Here is a 19,256-nt window from a genome sequence, read left to right as displayed (position 1 = left end):
AAAGATTATATTTACATTCTGCATTATTTTAGAAAGCAAAGGCAAATAAAATTTGCTTCGCAAAGCGTGAAAACAGCGCTTCATCAAATCAACTTGTTGATTCATCTTTGCTCACTTCATAATAAGTACTATTCAATTAAATCTTTGCGTTAAAAATTAGCACTGCTTTTTGAAATGTCTGAATTAAATTTAAACAGACTCTAAAATTTGGGATGTCTGCTTTTTTTTAAACGCAAAGCACACAAAGATTTTTCAATGATATCGAATTGATAATCAATTAATTTTCACGCTTTTACTAATGACTTTAATATCATCATCTTTCCAAACGCTCGTTGTAATAATGACGTACCCTTTCTTTTTCGGATCTTTTTTAATCGGGAATTTTTCATCTTCCCATTGCGAGCAATGCGTAGAAATCGGTGATACCAATGGTTTCCAATTATTATTTTTAAAAGTATAAACGTAAAGCGGGTGCCAACAACTCGTACACCAATTGGGATAAAAACCGATATCGTCTTTTCCGTCGTTATTTAAATCTTTTACATTGTATAATGTTCCGTTGTTTGCGGGAGAAATTGTAAATGATTTGATGCTTTTATCACTAAAATAAATGATGGATTCACACTTTCCATAACAGTCATCATTGCAATCATTCACTTTTACATAAGCGTATTCTTTCTTTCCGTCGCCATTGAAATCTCCTAAAATCCCTTCTTTTTCCTGAGCAAATAATAAAGAACTGCAACATGTAACAGTTAATAAAATTAATATTTTCACGGTTATTTTTATATTTTTTATTGCTTTTATCATTCCGTAGGAATCTCGGCGAAGTCTTAATAACGTTGCAGATATTCCTACGGAACGACAAACTCTGTGTTTATTTTTTCTTTGTGAAATCTCTACAAATAAATCATTTTCTCGTAATTCTCAATAAAAGTATAATCACCAATAATACCGAAAAAATAAATCCCAACACTGCAACCAAAGACATTTCGCCAATTCTCGGTCCAGCTTCAGAAACAAAAACGATGGCGGTTGCAATAATATTTGCCCCTAAAATCATTGCTAAAATCAAATTAACAATACTGGATTTTATAATTTGATTCGTCTTTTCAATATTCTTAATTTCACTGGAAACGGTGAATTTATTTTCGTCCAATTTTTGCAAAACAGAACGCAATTCTTTCGGAATTTCATCGACGTTATCTGTGAAAGTCAGCATTCTGTCCATCCCGGTTTTTAAAAGATTCTTTGGATTGATCTTTCTGGTCAGAATTTTTTTCGTGTAAGGACTGAGACTTTTCACGATATCCAAATCCGGATTTATGGTTCGTCCGACTCCTTCTATCAAGCCAATTCCTTTAAATAAAAGATAAAAATAATCCGGCATATTGAGTCGGTTATCTTTTAAAACATCTTTCATTTTATTGATAATCAAATGAGGATCAATCTCCTTTAATGAAGTGCTGTGAACGAAATTTAGAATATCTTCTACATCGTTTTCAAATCTTCTTTCATCAGGAATCTGGTAGCTGATTGCCATCTTTTTAAGATATCGTACAATTTTGTGGGGATTTTTGGCAACGAAACTTATAATTAAATTTTCAAGGACTTCTTTATCATTTGGTGGAATTTTTCCTACCGCTCCAAAATCAATAAAAACTACTTTCCCGTCTTTTTGAACTAAAATATTTCCCGCGTGAGGATCTGCATGAAAGAAACCATAATCTAAAATCTGCGACACGAAAAGCCTTAAACCAACCTCAGAAACGTTTACAGGATCGATGTTATTTTCTAACAATGAAGGTTTATCAATGACTTTAATTCCATCAATAAATTCCATACAGAGAACGTTATTGTTGCAAAATTCTGGATAAACATTCGGAACGTATGTTTCTTTGTTATTCTTAAAATTTCTTCTGAATTGCAGGATATTTTCCTTTTCATTAATCAAGGAAACCTCTTCCAGCAAAGACTTTTCAAAAGTGGAAATCGCCTGTTTCAGATTCAGCTTCTCTCCTATTTCTGAGTATGATGAAACCAGTTTTTCAAGATCTTTAATTAATAATAAATCATCTTCAATCACCGTCTGAACATCAGGTTTTTTAATCTTTAAAATCACCTCATTTCCATTAAGTAAAGTAGCTTTGTAAACCTGCGCAATCGAAGCTGTCGCCAACGGATCTTTCTGAATATCAATAAAATGCTCTTTAATGGAAATATCAAATTCATTTTCCATGATTTCCTCAACATTCATTTCTACCATGTCCACTTTATCCTGTAATTTCTGCAGTTCCTGAATCAGTTTCCGGCGGAAGAAGATCTTCCCTGTTGCTGAAAGTCTGGCCAAGCTTGACAAAAGTAGGTCCCAATTCTTCCAAAACCAACCGGATTCTTTCATAAACCGTTCCTTTTGAAACAATTTCATCCGAGTTATTGGGAATTTCTACCTGTTTATTTCCGCTGTTCATTCTCGCCAACATGTCTTTAAAACCATATTTACTTAATACGGAAATCAGCCTTGCGGATCTTTTGAGCTTTCTGTGTTGTTTGTCAAACATATCTTGAAATGTAAGTGCAATTTAATTCAAAAATTATTCCTATTAAATCGTTATTTTAAATTAAAACATATAATTTCATAGCTAATTTTGTTAAAATAAATATGACCGATTCAGAATTAAAAAATATATTAGAAATATGTAACAAAGCTACAAAAGCTCCTTGGAAATCCTATATTGAAGGAAGAGATTTTATATCTGGCTCTCATTTTATTATGACAGGTGAAGGTGAAAATAGAGATTATGACATTGAGTTTTTAAAAATTAAGCCAGAAGATCAGGACTTTATTGCGATGGCAAGAAATATAATTCCTTTATTGGTTAATGAAATTGTTAATCTCAAATCTCAACAAGATGATATTTTATAATTTCAGATCGATTTTATAAAACGAAAGCTAAAAGGAGAAAAACAATATTATTTGGTGTTAACGTAATGATGTAAGATTATTCTTTTATCGTTCGAATACGCCGTAAAAGAGCCTTGTCAAGGTTTAAACCTTGACAAGGGTTGTTTTCCATTAAAAGTAGTGGTTAAAAAAAGTTTATTTCTTAAAATCAGTTGTTTTATAAAATATTTTTAACTTTATAGTCATCAAGCATTAAAACTAAACTACAAAAATTATTAAAATGAAAAATTTAAAGAAAATCTCAAGAGCGCAAATGAAAAGTATTTCAGGAGCAGGACTTATTAAAAACTGTTCAAACAAATGCTGTCCGGACGACGGAAGACCAAGATGTCCGGGATTAATCTGTCCTGCCGTACTTTGTCCGCAATTAGCTTAATATTTAAGTTAAAAAAGAGCAAAATAAAACGGAATGCAAAGCTGCATTCCGTTTTTCTATTTTAAATAAGTTTCGTACAAGTCTGTTCTTCTGTCTTTCATCACCTGAACTGAACCATGATGATGAAGATCTTTCAATAAATTTAGATCTACATCGACAATCAAGGTCATTTCCGTGTTTGGAGTAGCTTCACCTTTCACGGCATTCGATGGAAACGCAAAATCTGAAGGCGTGAAAACCGCAGCCTGACCAAACTGAATATCCATATTATTAACTCCCGGAAGATTTCCTACACAACCTGCAATAGCAACATAACATTCGTTTTCAATCGCTCTTGCTGCTGCGCAATGGCGAACTCTCATGTAAGCATTCTGAGTATCCGTAAGATAAGGTACAAAAAGAATTTTCATTCCCTGATCTGCCAAAATTCTCGGAAGTTCCGGAAACTCGACATCATAGCAAATGACAAGACCTATTTTTCCGCAATCGGTATCGAAAACCTTGATCTCGTTTCCGCCTTTCATTCCGTAGTATCTTTTTTCGTTCGGCGTGATGTGTATTTTTCTGTATTCATCCACTCTTCCGTCTCTATGAAGAAGATAGCTTACATTATACAAATCATTATTTTCAAAAACCGGCATGCTTCCGGAAATGATATTAACGTTGTAACTGATCGCCAAATCTGAAATTTTCATCTTAATTTCTTCCGTTAATTTCGCCAGCTCAATCATGCTGTCTCGCTCCGAAAGCTTGTTAAATGGCGCCAATAAAGGGGTATTGAATAATTCAGGGAAAAGTACAAAATCTGCTTTGTAATCCCCCATTACATCTACAAAAAACTCCACCTGTTCGTAGAAAGCGTCGATATCTTTGAAATGTCTCATCTGCCACTGAACCAAGCCCAAACGGACGATACTGTCCTGCATCGTATTTGGTTTTTTACTGTAATAGATGTTATTCCATTGAAGCAAAACGGCATTTTCTTTGGAAGATTCATCTTCAGGTAAATATTTCTTTAAAACCCTGATGGGCAAAAAGTTATTAGACAACTGAAAAGATAAAACCGGATCGTAAAGCTCTTTATCTCTTACTCTTCGGATGTATTCTCTTGGTGATAATTCGCTGTGTTTATGGTAATTCGGGATTCTTCCTCCCAAAATGATGGATCTCAGATTTAATAATTCACAAAGCTCTTTTCGTGCGTCATATAATCTTCTTCCCAATCTCAGTTCACGAAATTCGGGATCGACAAAAACTTCAATTCCGTATAATACATTTCCGGTTGATAAATGGGTGTTAAAAGTATAATTTCCCGTGATATCGCTGTAGGTATGTTCGTCTCCAAATTCATCATAATTCACAATAATGGAAAGCGCAACAGCCGCCAGTTTTCCGTCTACCGTTATACAGATTTGACCTTTGGGAAACATTTTGGTTAGTTTTTCGATGCTTTTTTTCGACCAGACGTATTCCGACATTTGTGGATAAGCCCGCCTCATCGTTTCTACCAAACCATCATAATCCTGAACAGTCAGGGTTCTCGTTTCTATTTGCATTTGACTTAATTTTACTTAAATTTAGGGAAAAATAATTGATAAAAGTTTTCAAGAAGTTTAATTATATGGAAAAATGAATAACGAAGCAGTTTAAACTTTTCATTTTTATTCTCAATTTATTCCCACAACGTTTGTCATCCCGCAGGGATCTAGACTCGAATCTTTCCATCCTATTTTCTAATACTATGCTTAGATCCCTACGGGATGACAAATATTGTGGATATTTTCAAATATTTAAATCACCAACTGCGATCCTAGCCCTGATTGTAGCGACATCCTTTTTGGTTGCAGTTGGAGCGAAGCGGAAACCGTAACCAAAAAGATACAGCGGAAAGCAGGAAATAGCTCATAAAAAACAATAAAAATACAATTCGACGTAGTCAAAAAGCTTCAAATAAAACTCGAACAAGTTTATGAACGAAAAATCCCACCAAAAGGCAGGATTTATATTTAAAATTCAAGTCAAGATTATTCCCACTCGATGGTTGCAGGTGGTTTGCTTGAAATATCGTAAGCTACTCTGTTGATTCCTCTCACTTCGTTGATAATTCTACTTGAAACAGTATCTAAAAACTCATAAGGAAGTCTGCTCCACGTTGCCGTCATGAAGTCGATGGTGTTTGCAGAACGAACTACCGCTGTATATTCGTACGTTCTTTCGTCACCCATCACTCCTACAGATTTTACAGGAAGTAAGACTACGAAAGCCTGAGAAACTTTCTCGTACAAATCGTTTTTATACAATTCTTCGATGAAAATATCGTCCGCTTCCTGAAGGATTTTCACTTTTTCAGCGTCTACAGCTCCTAAAATTCTGATACCCAAACCAGGACCAGGGAAAGGATGTCTGTGTACCAAATGGTGAGGAATACCCAATTCTTCACCCACTTTTCTTACTTCGTCTTTGAATAATTCTCTTAAAGGCTCAAGCAATTCAAACTCCATTTCTTCCGGAAGTCCGCCAACATTGTGGTGAGATTTGATAACTGCAGAAGGTCCGTTTACAGACTGACTTTCAATAACATCAGGATAAATTGTTCCTTGCGCTAAGAATTTTGCCCCTTCAATTTTATGAGATTCTTCGTCGAAAACGTGGATAAATTCGTTTCCGATGATTTTTCTTTTGGCTTCCGGATCATCAACTCCTGCTAGTTTTGATAAAAATCTTTCAGAAGCATCAACCAATTTAATGTTCATATTAAAATGCTCGCCGTAATTTTCCATTACTTTTACGTCTTCATCTTTTCTCAATAAACCGGTATCAACAAAGATACACTGCAACTGATCGCCGATTGCTTTGTGAATTAAAACTGCTGCTACAGAAGAATCTACACCACCTGAAAGACCTAGAATTACTTTATTGTCTCCTACTCTTTCTTTGATTTCTGCAACTGTTTTTTCGATATAATTGGTCAGTTTCCAATTTTTCTCGGCGTCACAAATTCCGAAAACGAAATTCTCCAACATTTTTCCTCCTTCTTCTGTGTGAGAAACTTCAGGGTGAAACTGTACACAATATATTTTTTTATCTTCATTTGAAATTGAAGCAATTACACCAGATTTTGCATTTAATTCAAAACCGGCAGGCAATTCTCCAACTTCGTCAAAGTGGCTCATCCAAACAATAGAATTGTTTGTAACCCCTTTTAATAAAGAACTTTCTTTAATGATATCTAAATGAGCTTTTCCATACTCTCCTTTTACGCCTTTATGAACTTTTCCGCCCAAAAGGTGTGCTGTCAACTGCATTCCGTAGCAAATTCCCAACACAGGAATTCCCTGCTCGTATAATTCTTTTTTAACTAAATGAGCATTTTCTGCATTTACAGAACTTGGTCCACCAGAAAGGATAATTCCTCTCGGCTGTTTTTCTAAAATCGTTTCTAATGGTGTATTGAAAGGTAAAATTTCAGAATATACACCCATCTCACGGATTCTTCTTCCGATAAGCTGATTGTACTGTGATCCGAAATCTAATATGATAATACCGTTGTTCATTTTTGAATTAATTTGTTTTTAAATGACATCAGATTTTAGATATCAGACATCAGACTTTTAGTCTGAAATCTGGAATCTTATATCTAACGTCTAAATTTCAACTTCTTTACAAAAAAAGACTTGGAAACTGATCCAAATCTTTTTTCGTGATTTTATTTTAAAACTTTCCGATGTCTTCTCTGTAGAAGCCGTAATCGAAATGTACGTGACTTGCATCTTCGTAAACTTTCTTGCGGGCATCTTCGTAAGTTGCTCCCGTAGCGACGATGTTTAGAACTCTACCACCGTTTGAAACTACTTTGTCACCTTTTTTCACTGCTCCTGCATACAAAAGTTTGCTGTGCTTTACTTTATCTTCGCCTACGATCTCAAAACCAGTCTCGATGTTTCTTGGATACCCTCCTGAACACATCACCAGACAAACTGCTTTTTCGTCTTTAAACTTAAGCTCGATTTCTTTTCCGTCCATACAATCGTTGATTACATCAAGAAGATTGTTTTCCATTAAAGCCATCAACACCTGAGTTTCAGGATCTCCGAATCTCATATTGTATTCTAAAAGATAAGTTCCGTTTTTCGTCACCATTAATCCGAAGAAAATGATTCCTTTAAAGCTGAAACCTTCGCCTTTAAGACCTGCAATAGTAGGTTCTAAGATATTTTTTTCGAAATCTGCCTGATGTTCTGCTGTAAATTCCGGACTTGGCGCTACTGAACCCATACCTCCTGTATTTGGTCCTGTATCACCATTTCCTGCTTTTTTATAATCTTTAGCAGCAACACAAGGGAAAATCTTTTCACCGTTTGAGAAAGCGATAATTGAAGCTTCAAAACCTTCTAAAAATTCTTCGATAACTAAACGAATTCCGGCATCACCATAGATTCTTCTGATCATAAAATCATGGATCGTAGCTTCAGCTTCTTCCAAAGTATCGCAAATAACAACACCTTTTCCGCCTGCCAAACCACTTGCTTTGACTACCAAAGGAAACTCCTGAGTCTGAACATACTCTTTAGCATCATTATAGGAATCAAAAACCATGGCTTTTGCCGTTTTGATATCATAGGTCTGCATGAATTTCTTAGAGAAAGCCTTACTTCCTTCCAAGCTGGCTACTTTTTGATTAGGGCCAAAAACCTTAAGGTCGTGCTTCTTAAATTCATCCTTCAAACCAGCAACAAGCGGTGCTTCAGGACCTACGATAGTTAAGTCTACCTTTTCTTTAATAGCAAAATCTCTAAGTTCTTTAATCTCCGATAAATGAACATTTTTCCCTATTACATCGGTAGTTGCGTTTCCGTTTGCAAAAAACATTTTAGAAACTCTGGAGTCATTCTGAAGCTTTGCAGCCAAAGCTGACTCTCTTCCACCTTCACCTATGATTAATATTCTCATATTTTATTTAATTAACAAGTCTATTTTACAAATATATAATTTTGAATGCTAAAAATACAATCTCAAATTATTTTTTAATTCTATTTTAATTAATGGAAAAAATGTCTAATCCCAGTAAACATCATCGGAATCTTGTGCTCATTTGCTGCTTCGATGCTGTCTTGGTCTTTTACACTTCCTCCAGGCTGAATAATCGCTGTAATACCCTCCTGAGCGCAGAAATCTACCACATCACGGAAAGGAAAAAACGCATCAGAAGCCAATACTAAATCTCCTGTGAATTTTTCTTTTGCTCTTTCAATTGCCTGTTGAGTTGCCCAGATTCTGTTTACTTGTCCACCTCCGATTCCGAAAGCCTGAATCCCGTTTGAAACAACGATAGCGTTAGATTTCACATATTTTACTACTCTTTGAGAGAAAAGTAAAGCTTTTTTCTGCTCTTCTGTCGGCTGCGTTTCAGTTACTACTTTAATATCATCAGAGAAAATACTGTCGTTGTCCTGAACTAAAATTCCGCCATCAACCTTTACCCAAGTCTGTTTGTCTGAAACTGGGTTTACGATTTTTATGATTCTTAAATTTTTCTTTTTTCTTAAAACCTCCAACGCTTCTTCATCAAATTCAGGAGCCATTACGATTTCAAGGAAAGTTTTGTTTAATTCTTCAGCTGTTGCTGCATCGATTTTGTAGTTCATGGCAACAATTCCACCAAAGATAGAAACAGGATCACACTCGAAAGTCTTCTGATATGTTTCCAACGCTGAAGTTCCGATCGCCACTCCACAAGGTGTAGAATGCTTCACAGCACAACAAGCCATTTCTTCTTTAAATTCAGTCACTACTTTCCAACAAAGATCCATATCACGAAGATTATTGAAAGACAATTCTTTACCTCCCAATTGTTCGAAATCTTTCATTGCTCCGTTTTCGAAAGTAGAAACATAATAAGCTGCTGTCTGATGAGGGTTTTCACCATATCTCAGATCAGAAACTTTTTTGTAAGATGCATTAAGATAAGTAGGATAATCCTCTTCCAAAAGCATTCTTGAAATAGCACCGTCATACGCAGAAGTAAGGTTGAATACTTTTCCTGCCAGTTTTTTACGGGTTTCGATGTACGTGTCACCGTTTTGTTCCATTTCGATTTTCACTGTTGTGTAGTCTTCAACATCAGTAATTACCGTCACAGAATCAAAGTTTTTAGCTGCAGAACGAAGCATTGAAGGACCTCCGATGTCGATAAATTCTACCTTTTCGTGAAGAGAAATGTTTTTGTTTACATTTTCAAAGAAAGGGTAAAGATTCACGATCACCATGTCAATCAGACCAATTCCGTGTTCCTGAACTGTTTTCATGTGCTCTTCGTTTGAACGAAACCGCCAACAAACCACCGTGAACTTTCGGGTGCAATGTCTTCACTCTTCCGTCTAACATTTCAGGGAAATTGGTCACCTCATCAATCTGAATTGGATTTAAACCAGCGTCTTTCAAGTGTTTGAACGTCCCTCCTGTAGAAATTAATTCATAGTTTTGGGCTTCCAAAAACTGTGCGAATTCGATTAATCCGCTTTTGTCAGAAACACTGATTAAAACTCTCTTTTTACTCATTTTACTTTCGATTTTTTACTTTTTACAGCTATTTCAAACTGTAAATCGGGTCTTTCACCTCCGATTTTACTTTATTTTACTTAGATTTTTCCTTTTTTTCGAAATATTTTAAAATCTAAATGTGTTTTTTAATTTTAATTAAATGAATGCTTCGACGAGTTTAGCATGACATTTCTAATACTAACTATTTTATCTTTATGCTCTTTTGTCTGAAAGCACTTTAACTATGCTTAGATTCCTACGGAATGACAAAATTTGCTATTAAGTTTCGTTCTCAGTTGAGTAGAGTCGAAACCTTTTTTTTATTTAATTATTTTCCGGAATTTACCTCATTAATAAATTTGATCACTCCGTTCATATAAACTTTTTGATCGTCCCACATTGCTAAATGGCTTCCGTTTGGACAATAAAGATAGCTTCCGTTTTTCACCAATTTGCTTTGTTCTTCCATTGCTTTTGGATCCATTGTATCATATTTTGCTCCAATCATTAATGTAGGAACAGTGATTTCCTTTAAACGATTTTTTATATCCCAATTGGCAAGACGTCCGCTTATTCCAAACTCGCTCGGTCCCTGCATCAAAGTATAAACTTCTCCATTTGAATGTTTTAGCGAGCGGTTAAGCGCATCCGGCCATTCCTGCAAACGGCAAATATGTTCGTGATAAAAATTAGGAATAAGCAGTTCCATATAACGTGGGTTTCCGAAATCTTTTTTTGCTTCCAAAGCTTTGATTTCCGCCAATACTTCCGGCTTCATTTGTTTTCCGAGAACTTCTTCTGCATATTTTCCGTATTCCGGTGCACTTGCCACCATATTGGAAACCAACAGACCTTTTAAGTTTTTTTGGTATTTTAAGGCATATTCCATTGCTAAGATTCCGCCCCAAGAATTTCCTAAAACATAAAAATTAGACTGGTCTGCACCAATTGCTTTACGAACCTGCTCCACTTCTTCCACAAAACGAGCGGTTGTCCAAAGACTTTCGTCTTTTGGCTGATCGCTGTAATAAGAACCCAATTGATCGTATTCATAAAATTCGAAACCTTCTCTTCCAAAAAATGTTTCAAAACATTCCATGTATTCGTGAGTCATTGCAGGGCCGCCGTGTAATAATAAGATTTTTATTTTTGGATTGTTTCCAAAACGTTTCGTCCAAACCTTAAAATTTCCAACCGGCGTTGTAATCGGAATCATTTTCACTCCTCCTGCTTCAATTGAATCACCGTAATTAAAAAAATCTTTAGTAGAAACAACATCTTTTTCTGTATTTGGCTTACAGGAGAATATCATAAAAGCCATTAAAATCAAGGTAAGAAATCGCATACTATTATTTTTTTGAGTGAATATCTTTTTTAGTTTCCTAAAACTTTGTTGATAGCGATCGGGAAAATTTCATATTCAATTACATGAACTTTTTCTGCTACCGTTTCTGGAGTGTCGTTTTCTGTCACTTCGAATGATTTTTGAAGAATGGCTTCTCCTTCATCAATTCCTGAAGTTACAAAATGTACGGTTGCTCCACTTTCTTTTTCTTTAGCTTCAATCACAGCATTGTGAACATGATGTCCCCACATTCCTTTTCCTCCGTATTTTGGAAGCAAAGCTGGATGGATATTGATAATTTTACCATTCCAGTTTTCACAAAACTCAGGTTTTAAGATTGATAAAAATCCTGCCAATATGATTAAATCTGTATTTTCTGGGATGATTTTACTCAATTCGCTGCTGAAGTTTTTTCCTCTCGGAATCAGAACACTTTCTATGTTATGATTTTTTGCTCTCTCCAATCCGAAACATTCTCTGTCTGCGACAACCAAGGATACTTTTGCATTCTGGATTTCTCCGCTTTCAATGGTATCGATAATTCTCTGAAGATTGGTTCCTGAACCTGAAACGAGTATTACTAAGTTTTTCATTAATTTAAGATGTTAGATATTAGATACTAGATTTTAGACTAAAGTCTGGTGTCTGATATCTTAAATCTGGTGTCTTTTTAGAATTTTAAATCTATTTTTTCGCTTCCTTCCGTGATTTCTCCGATCTCATAAGCATCATCAAGAAGGTGTAATACTTTTTCTGCGTGTCCTGCATCTACAACAACGATCATTCCGACACCCATATTGAATGTTCCGAACATTTCTTCATGAGCTACCCCACCTCTTTTTTCCAATTCCGACATGATACTTGGAATTTTGATTTTTGAAGCATCGATTAAAGCACATAATCCGTCACCAATAATTCTTGGGATATTTTCGTAAAGACCGCCTCCTGTAATGTGAGCAATACCGGCAACCTGAACTTCTTCGATTACTCTGTGAATATCTTTATAATATAATCTTGTAGGAACTAAAAGTGTCTCGTACAAAGGTTTTCCTTCGAACTCTTCGTTGAAATCAGGGAATACTTTTCTTACCAAAGAGAACCCGTTTGAGTGGAATCCTGAACTTGGCAGCGCGATAATTTTATCACCCGGCTTGATTTTGGAACCGTCGATAATCTGATCTTTTTCAACAATTCCTACACAGAATCCTGCAACATCATAATCTCCCGGCTTGTACATTCCCGGCATTTCAGCAGTTTCACCACCGATTAATGCGCAGTTGTTGTCTTTACAAGCTTCCACCATTCCTAAAACGATTTCTGCAGCGATCTCAGAATCTAATTTTCCACAAGCCAAATAATCTAAAAAGAACAATGGTTTTGCGCCGTGACAAAGGATATCATTGGCACACATTGCGAAACAGTCTACTCCGATAGAGTCGTATTTTTTTGAGTCTAAAGCTACTTTCAGCTTCGTTCCCACTCCGTCTGTTCCTGAAACCAAAACAGGATTTTTGTATCCTCCGATTTCATAGAAAGCTCCAAAACTTCCCAAATGATTCAATACATTGGAGTTGTGAGTTTCCCCAACCGCTTTCTTGATCTTGTCAACGGTTTTGTATCCTTCTTCTTTGTCTACTCCTGCTGATTTGTACGTGTTGCTCATGTTTTATTTAGATATTAGATGTTAGATTTCAGATTTCAGACCATTAGTCTGGTATCTGACGTCCGATGTCTTTTTGTCTTTTATTTATATACTTTTTATATCAATTTTAGAAAACAAAAAAGCCGACAATCTAGGTAGATTATCGGCCAGTATTTTATCTCAGAATTTCAGAGTCCACAATATTCCCTTTCTTTGAGAAACATTCTTTAAAAGTGGTCTGAATTTTCATCTTTTTTCTTTTTGCAAAGATATTAATTTTATATTAATATTCAAACCTATTTTTCAAGGATCGATTCAATAGCCGAAATCTTCTGAATTTTTTCTCTTAACTCGCTGTCTTTTTCTTCGTTAGAGATCTTTTGAGCCGCTTTGTCAAAATTATCATTAAAGAAAGGCAGTGAAAAAGTTTCTACAATATTTCCACCGTGAAGAGGAAAACGCTTCGTTGCAGCTTCCAAAACTCCTGCTCCACCTCTACCTCCGGGAGATGCAGCCATCAACAACATCGGAACTTCGTTCCAAACTGCTCTGTCTTTAATTCTTGATACCCAATCGAACACATTTTTGAATGCCGTTGAATACGTTCCGTTGTGTTCCGGTAAAGAAACCAATAGTAAATTGGCACCGTCTATTTTTGCAGCAAAATCTTTTGCTTCCTGAGGAATTCCGCCTGTAACTTCTCTTTCGTGCTTATAAATCGGCATTTCGAAAGGATTTAAATCTACTACTTCTACTTCTGCATTTTCGAAGATTGATGATGCATAAGTTACCAAATGCTTATTCATTGAGTTTTCGGAATTTGTTCCTGCTATTGCTAAAATTTTCATTTTATATTATCTGTTTTAAAGTATTTTTATTTTAAATTCTTGATGCAAAGATCGCAAAGATTTTTTTATTGACAATCGCTTTTTTTAGTTCTCAAAGGCGTTTTACATAACTAAGCGAAATATTTATTGCTTATCTTAAATAGGATGGTAATTCCATTGGGACTTCCATTAAAAGGATTTCTGTATCTTCAACCGCTTCGATATTAAAGCTTTGAGTATCCCAAATTCCTAATCCGTCTCTGTCGCTTAAAACTCTGTCGCCAACTTTTGCGCTTCCTTTTAATACAAAAGCGTAAACCCCGTTTCCTTTTTTGTTGAGCGTGTAATTTTTACCGTTTCCCTGAGTGAAATTAGCGATATTAAACCATGCATCCTGATGAATCCAAACGCCATCATCGTTTTTGTTCGGAGATAAAATCTGTTGGAATCCGTTGATCTTTTCGCCTTCTTTAATACTTTTCTGGTCGTATCTCGGTTCTACATTTTCTTCTTTTGGGAAAACCCAGATTTGTAAAAATTTTACCGATTCATCTTTATTTTTGTTGTATTCGCTGTGCATTACGCCTGTTCCAGCGCTCATCACCTGAATTTCTCCTTTTTTGATAACAGCAGTCGTTCCCATCGAATCTTTATGTTCCAAATCACCTTCTAATGGGATTGAAATGATCTCCATGTTTTTGTGAGGGTGCGTTCCGAAACCCATTCCTTGTGAAACGGTGTCGTCATTCAATACTCTCAATACTCCGAAATGTGTTCTTTCCTGATTTTGATAATTGGCAAAACTGAATGTATGGTAAGAATTCAACCAACCGTGATTGGCGTGACCTCTTGTATCTGCTTTATGATATACTGTTTTCATATTCTGATTATTTATGGTACAAATGTACAGCTTGCAGGTTGGGGAAATGTTGATGTAAGGTAAGAAACGTAAGGAGTTTTTTGGATGCTTTTTTTAAACGCGAAGGGCGCAAATGTTTTTTATTAATATTGAGAATATTTTTCGTTCGCAAAGGCGTTTCACTCAGCAAAAGACGATGTGTTTGTCATTCAGAGTGGAGTGAAGAATCTATATTTATAAGTTTTTACATTCAGTCTGTTATCTCGTAGGGATCTAGGCACGAATCTTTCCATACTATTCTCTAGAAATTTTGTTGAGATCCCTACGGGATGACAAAGTGGATGGTAATGAATGTGTTATTTTTTTAAGATCGTTTCGTTTCTCGTAATGACAAATAGTAATGATAACGACAAAAACCTAGCCCTGATTGAAGCGACATCCTTTTTTGTTGCGGCTGGAGCGAAGCGGAAGCCGTAACAAAAAAGATACAGCGGAAAGCGGGAAAAGCTCCGAAAAAAATTATAAATTTTTAATGATGAATTATTAATGTCTTAGATCCTTCGACTGCTTCGCGCTCAGGATGACATCGCTAATACTAACATCAATTAAAACCGTTTATTTATTTAATTTCATTAATTTTTTCGATTTCTGCAGGATTTCCGAAAATATGTTTGCGGTGGTTTTCACCCCAATCTTTTAAGGATTCCACAACAGGGAAAAGTGTTTTTGTGTGTTCCGTCGGTAAATATTCAATGGAAACGGGATAGGTATCTTTGACTACTCTTTCGACCAGATTGTTTTGCTCGAGTTCTTTTAATTCTTTAGCGAGCACCTTTGAAGTCAATTTCGGGATGCTTCTCTCAATCTCTGTAAAACGTTTATTTCCTGCATTTAAAGAGATGATAATCTGCAGTTTCCATTTCCCATTGATGACATCTAAGGTATCACGAACAGGTTTTAAAGCCTGCATACAATCTTTATGACTATGTTGTTTTTCCATTTTTTCACTTTCCTTTAGGTAACTACTATACTTTGGAAAGTAAATTTACAATAATTTTGTAAGTAATAAAAACAAAAAATTTAAAACAAAATGGCAAACATTTTAAATATTCAAACCAGTATCAGCGGAGAAAATTCTGTGAGCAACAAGCTGTCTCAAGCCGTTATCAATCAATTATTAGAAAAAAATCCTGACAGCAAAGTGGTTACCCGTGATTTGGCAGCGAACCCGATTCCGCATTTAGAAATTCACCATTTCAGTGCTTCAAGAGTTCCGGACAAAGACAAAAATGAGCAAGAAAAAGAAGCTGGAAAATATTCGGAAGAATCATTGAAACAGATTGAGGAAGCTGATATTATTGTAATTGGTGTTCCTTTTTACAACTTCACTTTTCCATCAACATTAAAATCTTGGATCGACAGTATTGCCGTTGGCGGAAAAACATTTTCTTATGCTGACGGAACTCCAAAAGGTCTTATACAGGGCAAAAAATTATATTTAAATTTTGCAGTAGGTGGCGTTTATGAAAACGGACTGATCGAAAATATGGAGCATTATCTAAAAACGTTATTCGCTTTCATCGGGATTACTGATGTGGAAGTTTTCCAAGCTCAAGGATTGATGATTCCTCAATTGAAAGACGAAAATTTAGCGAAAACGGTGGCGCAAATTGAAGAATTGGTTTAATTGAAATTAATAATGAAATTTAACCATTAAGACTACATTAAGTTGTTAAGATTATTAAGTTTTTGGCTAATGCCAATCTGATTATAGTAAATTAAAAAGCGGATTTGAATTGATCCGCTTTTGTTATTTTAAAAGGCTTCTTTAATTTTAGAATTTCGTTTTAAATAGAAAAGCAGAACACAAATGAGAATCATACAAATGATTAAAAATTGAAAAATAATTGTTGTTTCATTGGAGAAATTCCCTAAAACATTGGTAATTATTCCTGTCCCAATTTGGTTGGCTGCCATTAAAAATCCGGACACCAAAACAGATAATGTGGGAAATTCTACTGTTCCCCAACCGATAGATCCCGGAAATATGCTTCCCATGAAAAATCCGATCAGGAACATCATTAATACAATGAGACTTACGTTTGGAAATAGTATTAATGATAAAAGTAATCCTGCCACAATTAAAGGAGAGAAAAGAAATAGGTAAGAGAGATCGTTATTTTTTGAGAAAATCCCGAAAAGCAGACGGTTTAAAGCAATTCCGCCCCAGAATAATGATAATCCCAGACTTGCTTTGTTATTATCCAATCCTTGATTTTTGAGAATTATCGCTCCAAAACTTCCGAAAGTTCCTTCAATAAAGCCATACAACACGATGGCGATAAAGAAAATCCATAATTTAGAAGGAATTTTAAAATGGTTGGGAAGTTTGAAAAATGTTCCTTTCTCCAATTTTAAAAATAAAAACAGGATAAAAATTATTGAAACTAAAATAAAGATACTTACAGGAACGTACATCCAGTTTTTTACATTTCCAATGACGTTCATCATCATTGGAGAAGTTGAAGTTCCCAAACCCACCAAAAATTGTAATATTAAAATTGCGGACGATTTATTATTTTCAAATAAACTTGCTGCTAAAGGATTTAAAGTGGTAATGGAAAGTCCAAAACCTGAGCCTGTGAACGCGACCAAAATCATTAATATCGGAAAAAGTAAAGATGTATCATTCATAAAAAACTGAAGCATCCACAACATTCCTGTTGAAGTAATCATTAATAATAATCCGCTTATCAAAACGATTTTCGGACCTACTTTATTCACCAAAAAAGGCGCTCCCAAACATGAAATGATAATACAAATCACCTGCGGAATGAATAAATTCCCAAACTGTGATGATGAAAGTCCAAAAAGTGAAGCATCCGTAAAAGCCGTTCCCAAAGCGGGAAACACGACAAAATTAACTCCCGTAAAGAAAGCCAATAAAAAGATGATAACGATCTGGACTATTCTGGAATTCATGATTTCAGAACAGTATTTTTAAGATGATCTCCTACTCTCAACGCCATTGCAATGATTGTCAAAGCTGGATTTACAGCTCCACTTGACACGAAAAATCCGCCATCAACAATGTAAAGGTTTTCTAAATCATGAGCTTTGCAATTGGTATCGACAACTGAAGTTTCAGGATCCAATCCCATCTTTGTCGTTCCGTTTTGATGAGCGGGTGAAGCGATATCCATTCCTTTACTGAAATAAATTCCTTTAAATAAAAAGCTTTCAAACTTACCGGAAGCTTTCAGGGCTTTGATTAATTCTGCTTTCAACAATTCATGCCCTTTTTCATTGTTTGAACTGTAAGTGATTTTAATTTGTCCGTTTTCAACAGTCACTCTATTTTCGGGATCGGGCAAATCTTCTGAAGTCAGCCAAAAATCTACGGCGTGTTTTGCCATTAATTCAAACGTAAAACCGGGAGCAGGAATCGGACTGTCGGCTTTAATCTGATGTTCATCTGATTTTCCCAGCATTTGAATGTGTCCCAAGGGAAATTCATAACCTTTATTGGCGTGGTAAAAATCATTAATTCCGAATGTTTTTCCAAATTTCGTATGATTGGGTTTCTGTGTATAGCGCGACCAATGCGGTATTTTGATGAAACATATAATTTCGACCGACCTGATCTGAAGAATTGGCAAGTCCGTTGGGGAATTTTTCACTTTTACTTTCCAAAAGAAGAGCTGCAGAATTGATTGCTCCTGCAGAAAGTATAACTAAATCAGAAGTTAATGTTTTCGTTTCTCCGTTTTGTTCGACAACAATTTCGGTGATTTTACTTCCGTCTTCGTTTGTATTTAATCTTAATACCTTTGTATTGACCATCAATTCAACATTCGAATATTCCAACGCTTTTGTCAGTGAACAAAGATGCGCATCACCTTTTCTTTCGGCGGCATCGGGAAAACCATCGAAACGATCTAAAGTATAAGGTGCATTTGCGGTTTCGTGAGGTTTAAAATTAACGCCAATCGGTAAATTAAATGGATGCCATCCATAATTAAATAATTCATCCACAACTTCCTGAATTCTTGCTTCGTGCGGCAACGGCGGGTTTGGATAAGGCTCGGAATCAAAAGGTTCTGTAGGATCTGAACTTCTTTTACCATGAACATGAAACAGTTTTTCTGCTTCTAGATAATACTCCTTTAAATCCTGATATTGGATGGGCCAAGCTGGAGAAACTCCTCCATAATGCTTGATTTCCTTAAAATCTTCTTCTCTTAAACGAAATAAAGCTGCACCGTAAAATTTGGTGTTCCCGCCGACATTGTAATGCATTCCGGGGCGAAACGGTTTATCATGTTTGTCAAGCCACAAATCGGTCGTTGTATATCTGTTTTTCTCGAAAACTTCCACAGAATCCCAATTTTCTTTTTCTACAGGAACATAATCTCCTCTTTCCACAATGAGAATTTTTTTCCCGCTATCTGCTAATCGATAAGCCATTGTGGCACCTCCTGCTCCGCTTCCTATAATGATGATGTCGTACATTTTAAAAATTTAATCAATCTAAATTAGAGATTAAAAGTTACGACGAGCTTAATAAAAAATTAAATTTCAATAGATTGTATAAATAGATATTAGATTTTAGATGCTAGAAATTAGATTTATCTTCTGAATGTACAATTCAGATTATTATTTTAAATTTTGGCTAAAGCCTTTGTTTGAATTACATGACAAA

General features: G+C 35.4%; 18 protein-coding genes and 1 pseudogene. 3 read left to right on the top strand and 16 right to left on the bottom strand.

Annotated features, from left to right (window positions below; translation table 11 throughout):
* Nucleotides 1-273 precede the first annotated feature (273 nt).
* The 3 genes from J3D55_RS09885 to J3D55_RS09875 form a co-directional block, all read right to left on the bottom strand.
* Entirely contained in the window at nt 274-777 is a 504-nt protein-coding gene (locus J3D55_RS09885) for a hypothetical protein (protein WP_259130717.1), read from the bottom strand.
* 133 nt (nt 778-910) lie between these two features.
* Nucleotides 911-2,350: an ABC1 kinase family protein gene (locus J3D55_RS09880; protein WP_259130715.1), complete on the bottom strand. Its 1,440-nt coding sequence runs from the start codon at nt 2,348-2,350 to the stop codon at nt 911-913.
* Nucleotides 2,274-2,561 (bottom strand): hypothetical protein, encoded by a 288-nt coding sequence (locus tag J3D55_RS09875; protein WP_259130714.1) that lies wholly within the window; start codon nt 2,559-2,561, stop codon nt 2,274-2,276. The genes J3D55_RS09880 and J3D55_RS09875 overlap by 77 nt, the downstream gene beginning before the upstream one ends.
* 101 nt (nt 2,562-2,662) lie before the next feature.
* Here J3D55_RS09875 and J3D55_RS09870 point away from each other — a divergent pair, with 101 nt between their 5' ends.
* Both J3D55_RS09870 and J3D55_RS09865 read left to right on the top strand, forming a co-directional pair.
* Nucleotides 2,663-2,926, top strand: coding sequence for a hypothetical protein (locus tag J3D55_RS09870; protein WP_259130712.1), 264 nt, complete (start codon nt 2,663-2,665; stop codon nt 2,924-2,926).
* A gap of 259 nt (nt 2,927-3,185) precedes the next feature.
* Nucleotides 3,186-3,341 carry a bacteriocin-like protein gene (locus J3D55_RS09865; protein WP_259130711.1) on the top strand — a complete coding sequence of 52 codons (156 nt, stop codon included), beginning with the start codon at nt 3,186-3,188 and terminating at the stop codon, nt 3,339-3,341.
* 56 nt (nt 3,342-3,397) lie between these two features.
* On the opposite strand, the gene J3D55_RS09860 is transcribed toward J3D55_RS09865, so the two are convergent.
* From J3D55_RS09860 to J3D55_RS09815, 10 genes and pseudogenes are all read right to left on the bottom strand, one after another.
* Nucleotides 3,398-4,897, bottom strand: coding sequence for a carbon-nitrogen hydrolase family protein (locus tag J3D55_RS09860; RefSeq protein ID WP_259130710.1), 1,500 nt, complete (start codon nt 4,895-4,897; stop codon nt 3,398-3,400).
* A gap of 468 nt (nt 4,898-5,365) precedes the next feature.
* The gene (gene guaA / locus J3D55_RS09855; RefSeq protein WP_259130709.1) at nt 5,366-6,895 is read right to left on the bottom strand and encodes a glutamine-hydrolyzing GMP synthase; all 1,530 of its coding nucleotides are present in this window, start codon (nt 6,893-6,895) and stop codon (nt 5,366-5,368) included.
* Nucleotides 6,896-7,052: 157 nt separating this feature from the next.
* The gene (gene purD / locus J3D55_RS09850) at nt 7,053-8,291 is read right to left on the bottom strand and encodes a phosphoribosylamine--glycine ligase (protein WP_259130706.1); all 1,239 of its coding nucleotides are present in this window, start codon (nt 8,289-8,291) and stop codon (nt 7,053-7,055) included.
* Between the two features lie 89 nt (nt 8,292-8,380).
* A pseudogene (purH, locus tag J3D55_RS09845) lies at nt 8,381-9,899 on the bottom strand (bifunctional phosphoribosylaminoimidazolecarboxamide formyltransferase/IMP cyclohydrolase).
* A 310-nt stretch (nt 9,900-10,209) separates the two neighbouring features.
* Nucleotides 10,210-11,226 carry a proline-specific peptidase family protein gene (locus J3D55_RS09840; protein ID WP_259130705.1) on the bottom strand — a complete coding sequence of 339 codons (1,017 nt, stop codon included), beginning with the start codon at nt 11,224-11,226 and terminating at the stop codon, nt 10,210-10,212.
* A 29-nt stretch (nt 11,227-11,255) separates the two neighbouring features.
* Nucleotides 11,256-11,819, bottom strand: coding sequence for a phosphoribosylglycinamide formyltransferase (gene purN, locus J3D55_RS09835; RefSeq protein WP_259130703.1), 564 nt, complete (start codon nt 11,817-11,819; stop codon nt 11,256-11,258).
* 77 nt (nt 11,820-11,896) lie between these two features.
* The gene (gene purM / locus J3D55_RS09830) at nt 11,897-12,889 is read right to left on the bottom strand and encodes a phosphoribosylformylglycinamidine cyclo-ligase (protein WP_259130702.1); all 993 of its coding nucleotides are present in this window, start codon (nt 12,887-12,889) and stop codon (nt 11,897-11,899) included.
* Between the two features lie 275 nt (nt 12,890-13,164).
* Nucleotides 13,165-13,716, bottom strand: coding sequence for an NADPH-dependent FMN reductase (locus J3D55_RS09825; RefSeq protein ID WP_259130700.1), 552 nt, complete (start codon nt 13,714-13,716; stop codon nt 13,165-13,167).
* 130 nt (nt 13,717-13,846) lie between these two features.
* Nucleotides 13,847-14,575 carry a pirin family protein gene (locus J3D55_RS09820; RefSeq protein ID WP_259130699.1) on the bottom strand — a complete coding sequence of 243 codons (729 nt, stop codon included), beginning with the start codon at nt 14,573-14,575 and terminating at the stop codon, nt 13,847-13,849.
* A 598-nt stretch (nt 14,576-15,173) separates the two neighbouring features.
* Nucleotides 15,174-15,554, bottom strand: a complete 381-nt coding sequence (locus tag J3D55_RS09815; protein ID WP_259130697.1) for a winged helix-turn-helix transcriptional regulator — start codon at nt 15,552-15,554, stop codon at nt 15,174-15,176.
* A gap of 90 nt (nt 15,555-15,644) precedes the next feature.
* On the opposite strand from J3D55_RS09815, the gene J3D55_RS09810 reads away from it, so the two are divergent.
* Nucleotides 15,645-16,241, top strand: a complete 597-nt coding sequence (locus J3D55_RS09810) for an FMN-dependent NADH-azoreductase (RefSeq protein WP_259130694.1) — start codon at nt 15,645-15,647, stop codon at nt 16,239-16,241.
* 128 nt (nt 16,242-16,369) lie between these two features.
* Here J3D55_RS09810 and J3D55_RS09805 read toward each other — a convergent pair whose 3' ends face one another.
* Genes J3D55_RS09805 through J3D55_RS09795 form a run of 3 tightly spaced genes read right to left on the bottom strand, consistent with a single transcriptional unit; the run spans nt 16,370 to nt 19,066 of the window.
* Nucleotides 16,370-17,536 carry an MFS transporter gene (locus J3D55_RS09805; RefSeq protein ID WP_259130693.1) on the bottom strand — a complete coding sequence of 389 codons (1,167 nt, stop codon included), beginning with the start codon at nt 17,534-17,536 and terminating at the stop codon, nt 16,370-16,372.
* Complete coding sequence (locus tag J3D55_RS09800; protein ID WP_259130690.1) at nt 17,533-18,045, bottom strand: GMC family oxidoreductase; 513 nt, start codon at nt 18,043-18,045, stop codon at nt 17,533-17,535. Before J3D55_RS09800 ends, J3D55_RS09805 begins: the two co-directional genes overlap by 4 nt.
* A 52-nt stretch (nt 18,046-18,097) precedes the next feature.
* On the bottom strand, nt 18,098-19,066 hold the full coding sequence (locus J3D55_RS09795; protein ID WP_259130689.1) for an FAD-binding protein: 969 nt from the start codon (nt 19,064-19,066) through the stop codon (nt 18,098-18,100).
* Between the last annotated feature and the right edge of the window lie 190 nt (nt 19,067-19,256).

Origin of the sequence: Chryseobacterium ginsenosidimutans (assembly GCF_024807225.1) — a bacterium.
In the GTDB taxonomy this organism is placed as follows: Bacteria; Bacteroidota; Bacteroidia; order Flavobacteriales; family Weeksellaceae; genus Chryseobacterium; species Chryseobacterium ginsenosidimutans.
Note: the sequence above shows the minus strand (reverse complement) of the source record. Positions and strands in the feature narration are given on the sequence as shown.

Excerpts from the sequence above, each read along its gene's own strand:
- J3D55_RS09875 (WP_259130714.1), bottom strand. The coding sequence starts at position 2,561 with ATGTTTGACAAACAACACAGAAAGCTCAAAAGATCCGCAAGGCTGATT.
- J3D55_RS09870 (WP_259130712.1), top strand. The coding sequence starts at position 2,663 with ATGACCGATTCAGAATTAAAAAATATATTAGAAATATGTAACAAAGCT.
- J3D55_RS09865 (WP_259130711.1), top strand. The coding sequence starts at position 3,186 with ATGAAAAATTTAAAGAAAATCTCAAGAGCGCAAATGAAAAGTATTTCA.
- J3D55_RS09860 (WP_259130710.1), bottom strand. The coding sequence starts at position 4,897 with ATGCAAATAGAAACGAGAACCCTGACTGTTCAGGATTATGATGGTTTG.
- guaA (WP_259130709.1), bottom strand. The coding sequence starts at position 6,895 with ATGAACAACGGTATTATCATATTAGATTTCGGATCACAGTACAATCAG.
- purD (WP_259130706.1), bottom strand. The coding sequence starts at position 8,291 with ATGAGAATATTAATCATAGGTGAAGGTGGAAGAGAGTCAGCTTTGGCT.
- J3D55_RS09840 (WP_259130705.1), bottom strand. The coding sequence starts at position 11,226 with ATGCGATTTCTTACCTTGATTTTAATGGCTTTTATGATATTCTCCTGT.
- purN (WP_259130703.1), bottom strand. The coding sequence starts at position 11,819 with ATGAAAAACTTAGTAATACTCGTTTCAGGTTCAGGAACCAATCTTCAG.
- purM (WP_259130702.1), bottom strand. The coding sequence starts at position 12,889 with ATGAGCAACACGTACAAATCAGCAGGAGTAGACAAAGAAGAAGGATAC.
- J3D55_RS09825 (WP_259130700.1), bottom strand. The coding sequence starts at position 13,716 with ATGAAAATTTTAGCAATAGCAGGAACAAATTCCGAAAACTCAATGAAT.
- J3D55_RS09820 (WP_259130699.1), bottom strand. The coding sequence starts at position 14,575 with ATGAAAACAGTATATCATAAAGCAGATACAAGAGGTCACGCCAATCAC.
- J3D55_RS09815 (WP_259130697.1), bottom strand. The coding sequence starts at position 15,554 with ATGGAAAAACAACATAGTCATAAAGATTGTATGCAGGCTTTAAAACCT.
- J3D55_RS09810 (WP_259130694.1), top strand. The coding sequence starts at position 15,645 with ATGGCAAACATTTTAAATATTCAAACCAGTATCAGCGGAGAAAATTCT.
- J3D55_RS09805 (WP_259130693.1), bottom strand. The coding sequence starts at position 17,536 with ATGAATTCCAGAATAGTCCAGATCGTTATCATCTTTTTATTGGCTTTC.
- J3D55_RS09800 (WP_259130690.1), bottom strand. The coding sequence starts at position 18,045 with ATGCTGGGAAAATCAGATGAACATCAGATTAAAGCCGACAGTCCGATT.
- J3D55_RS09795 (WP_259130689.1), bottom strand. The coding sequence starts at position 19,066 with ATGTACGACATCATCATTATAGGAAGCGGAGCAGGAGGTGCCACAATG.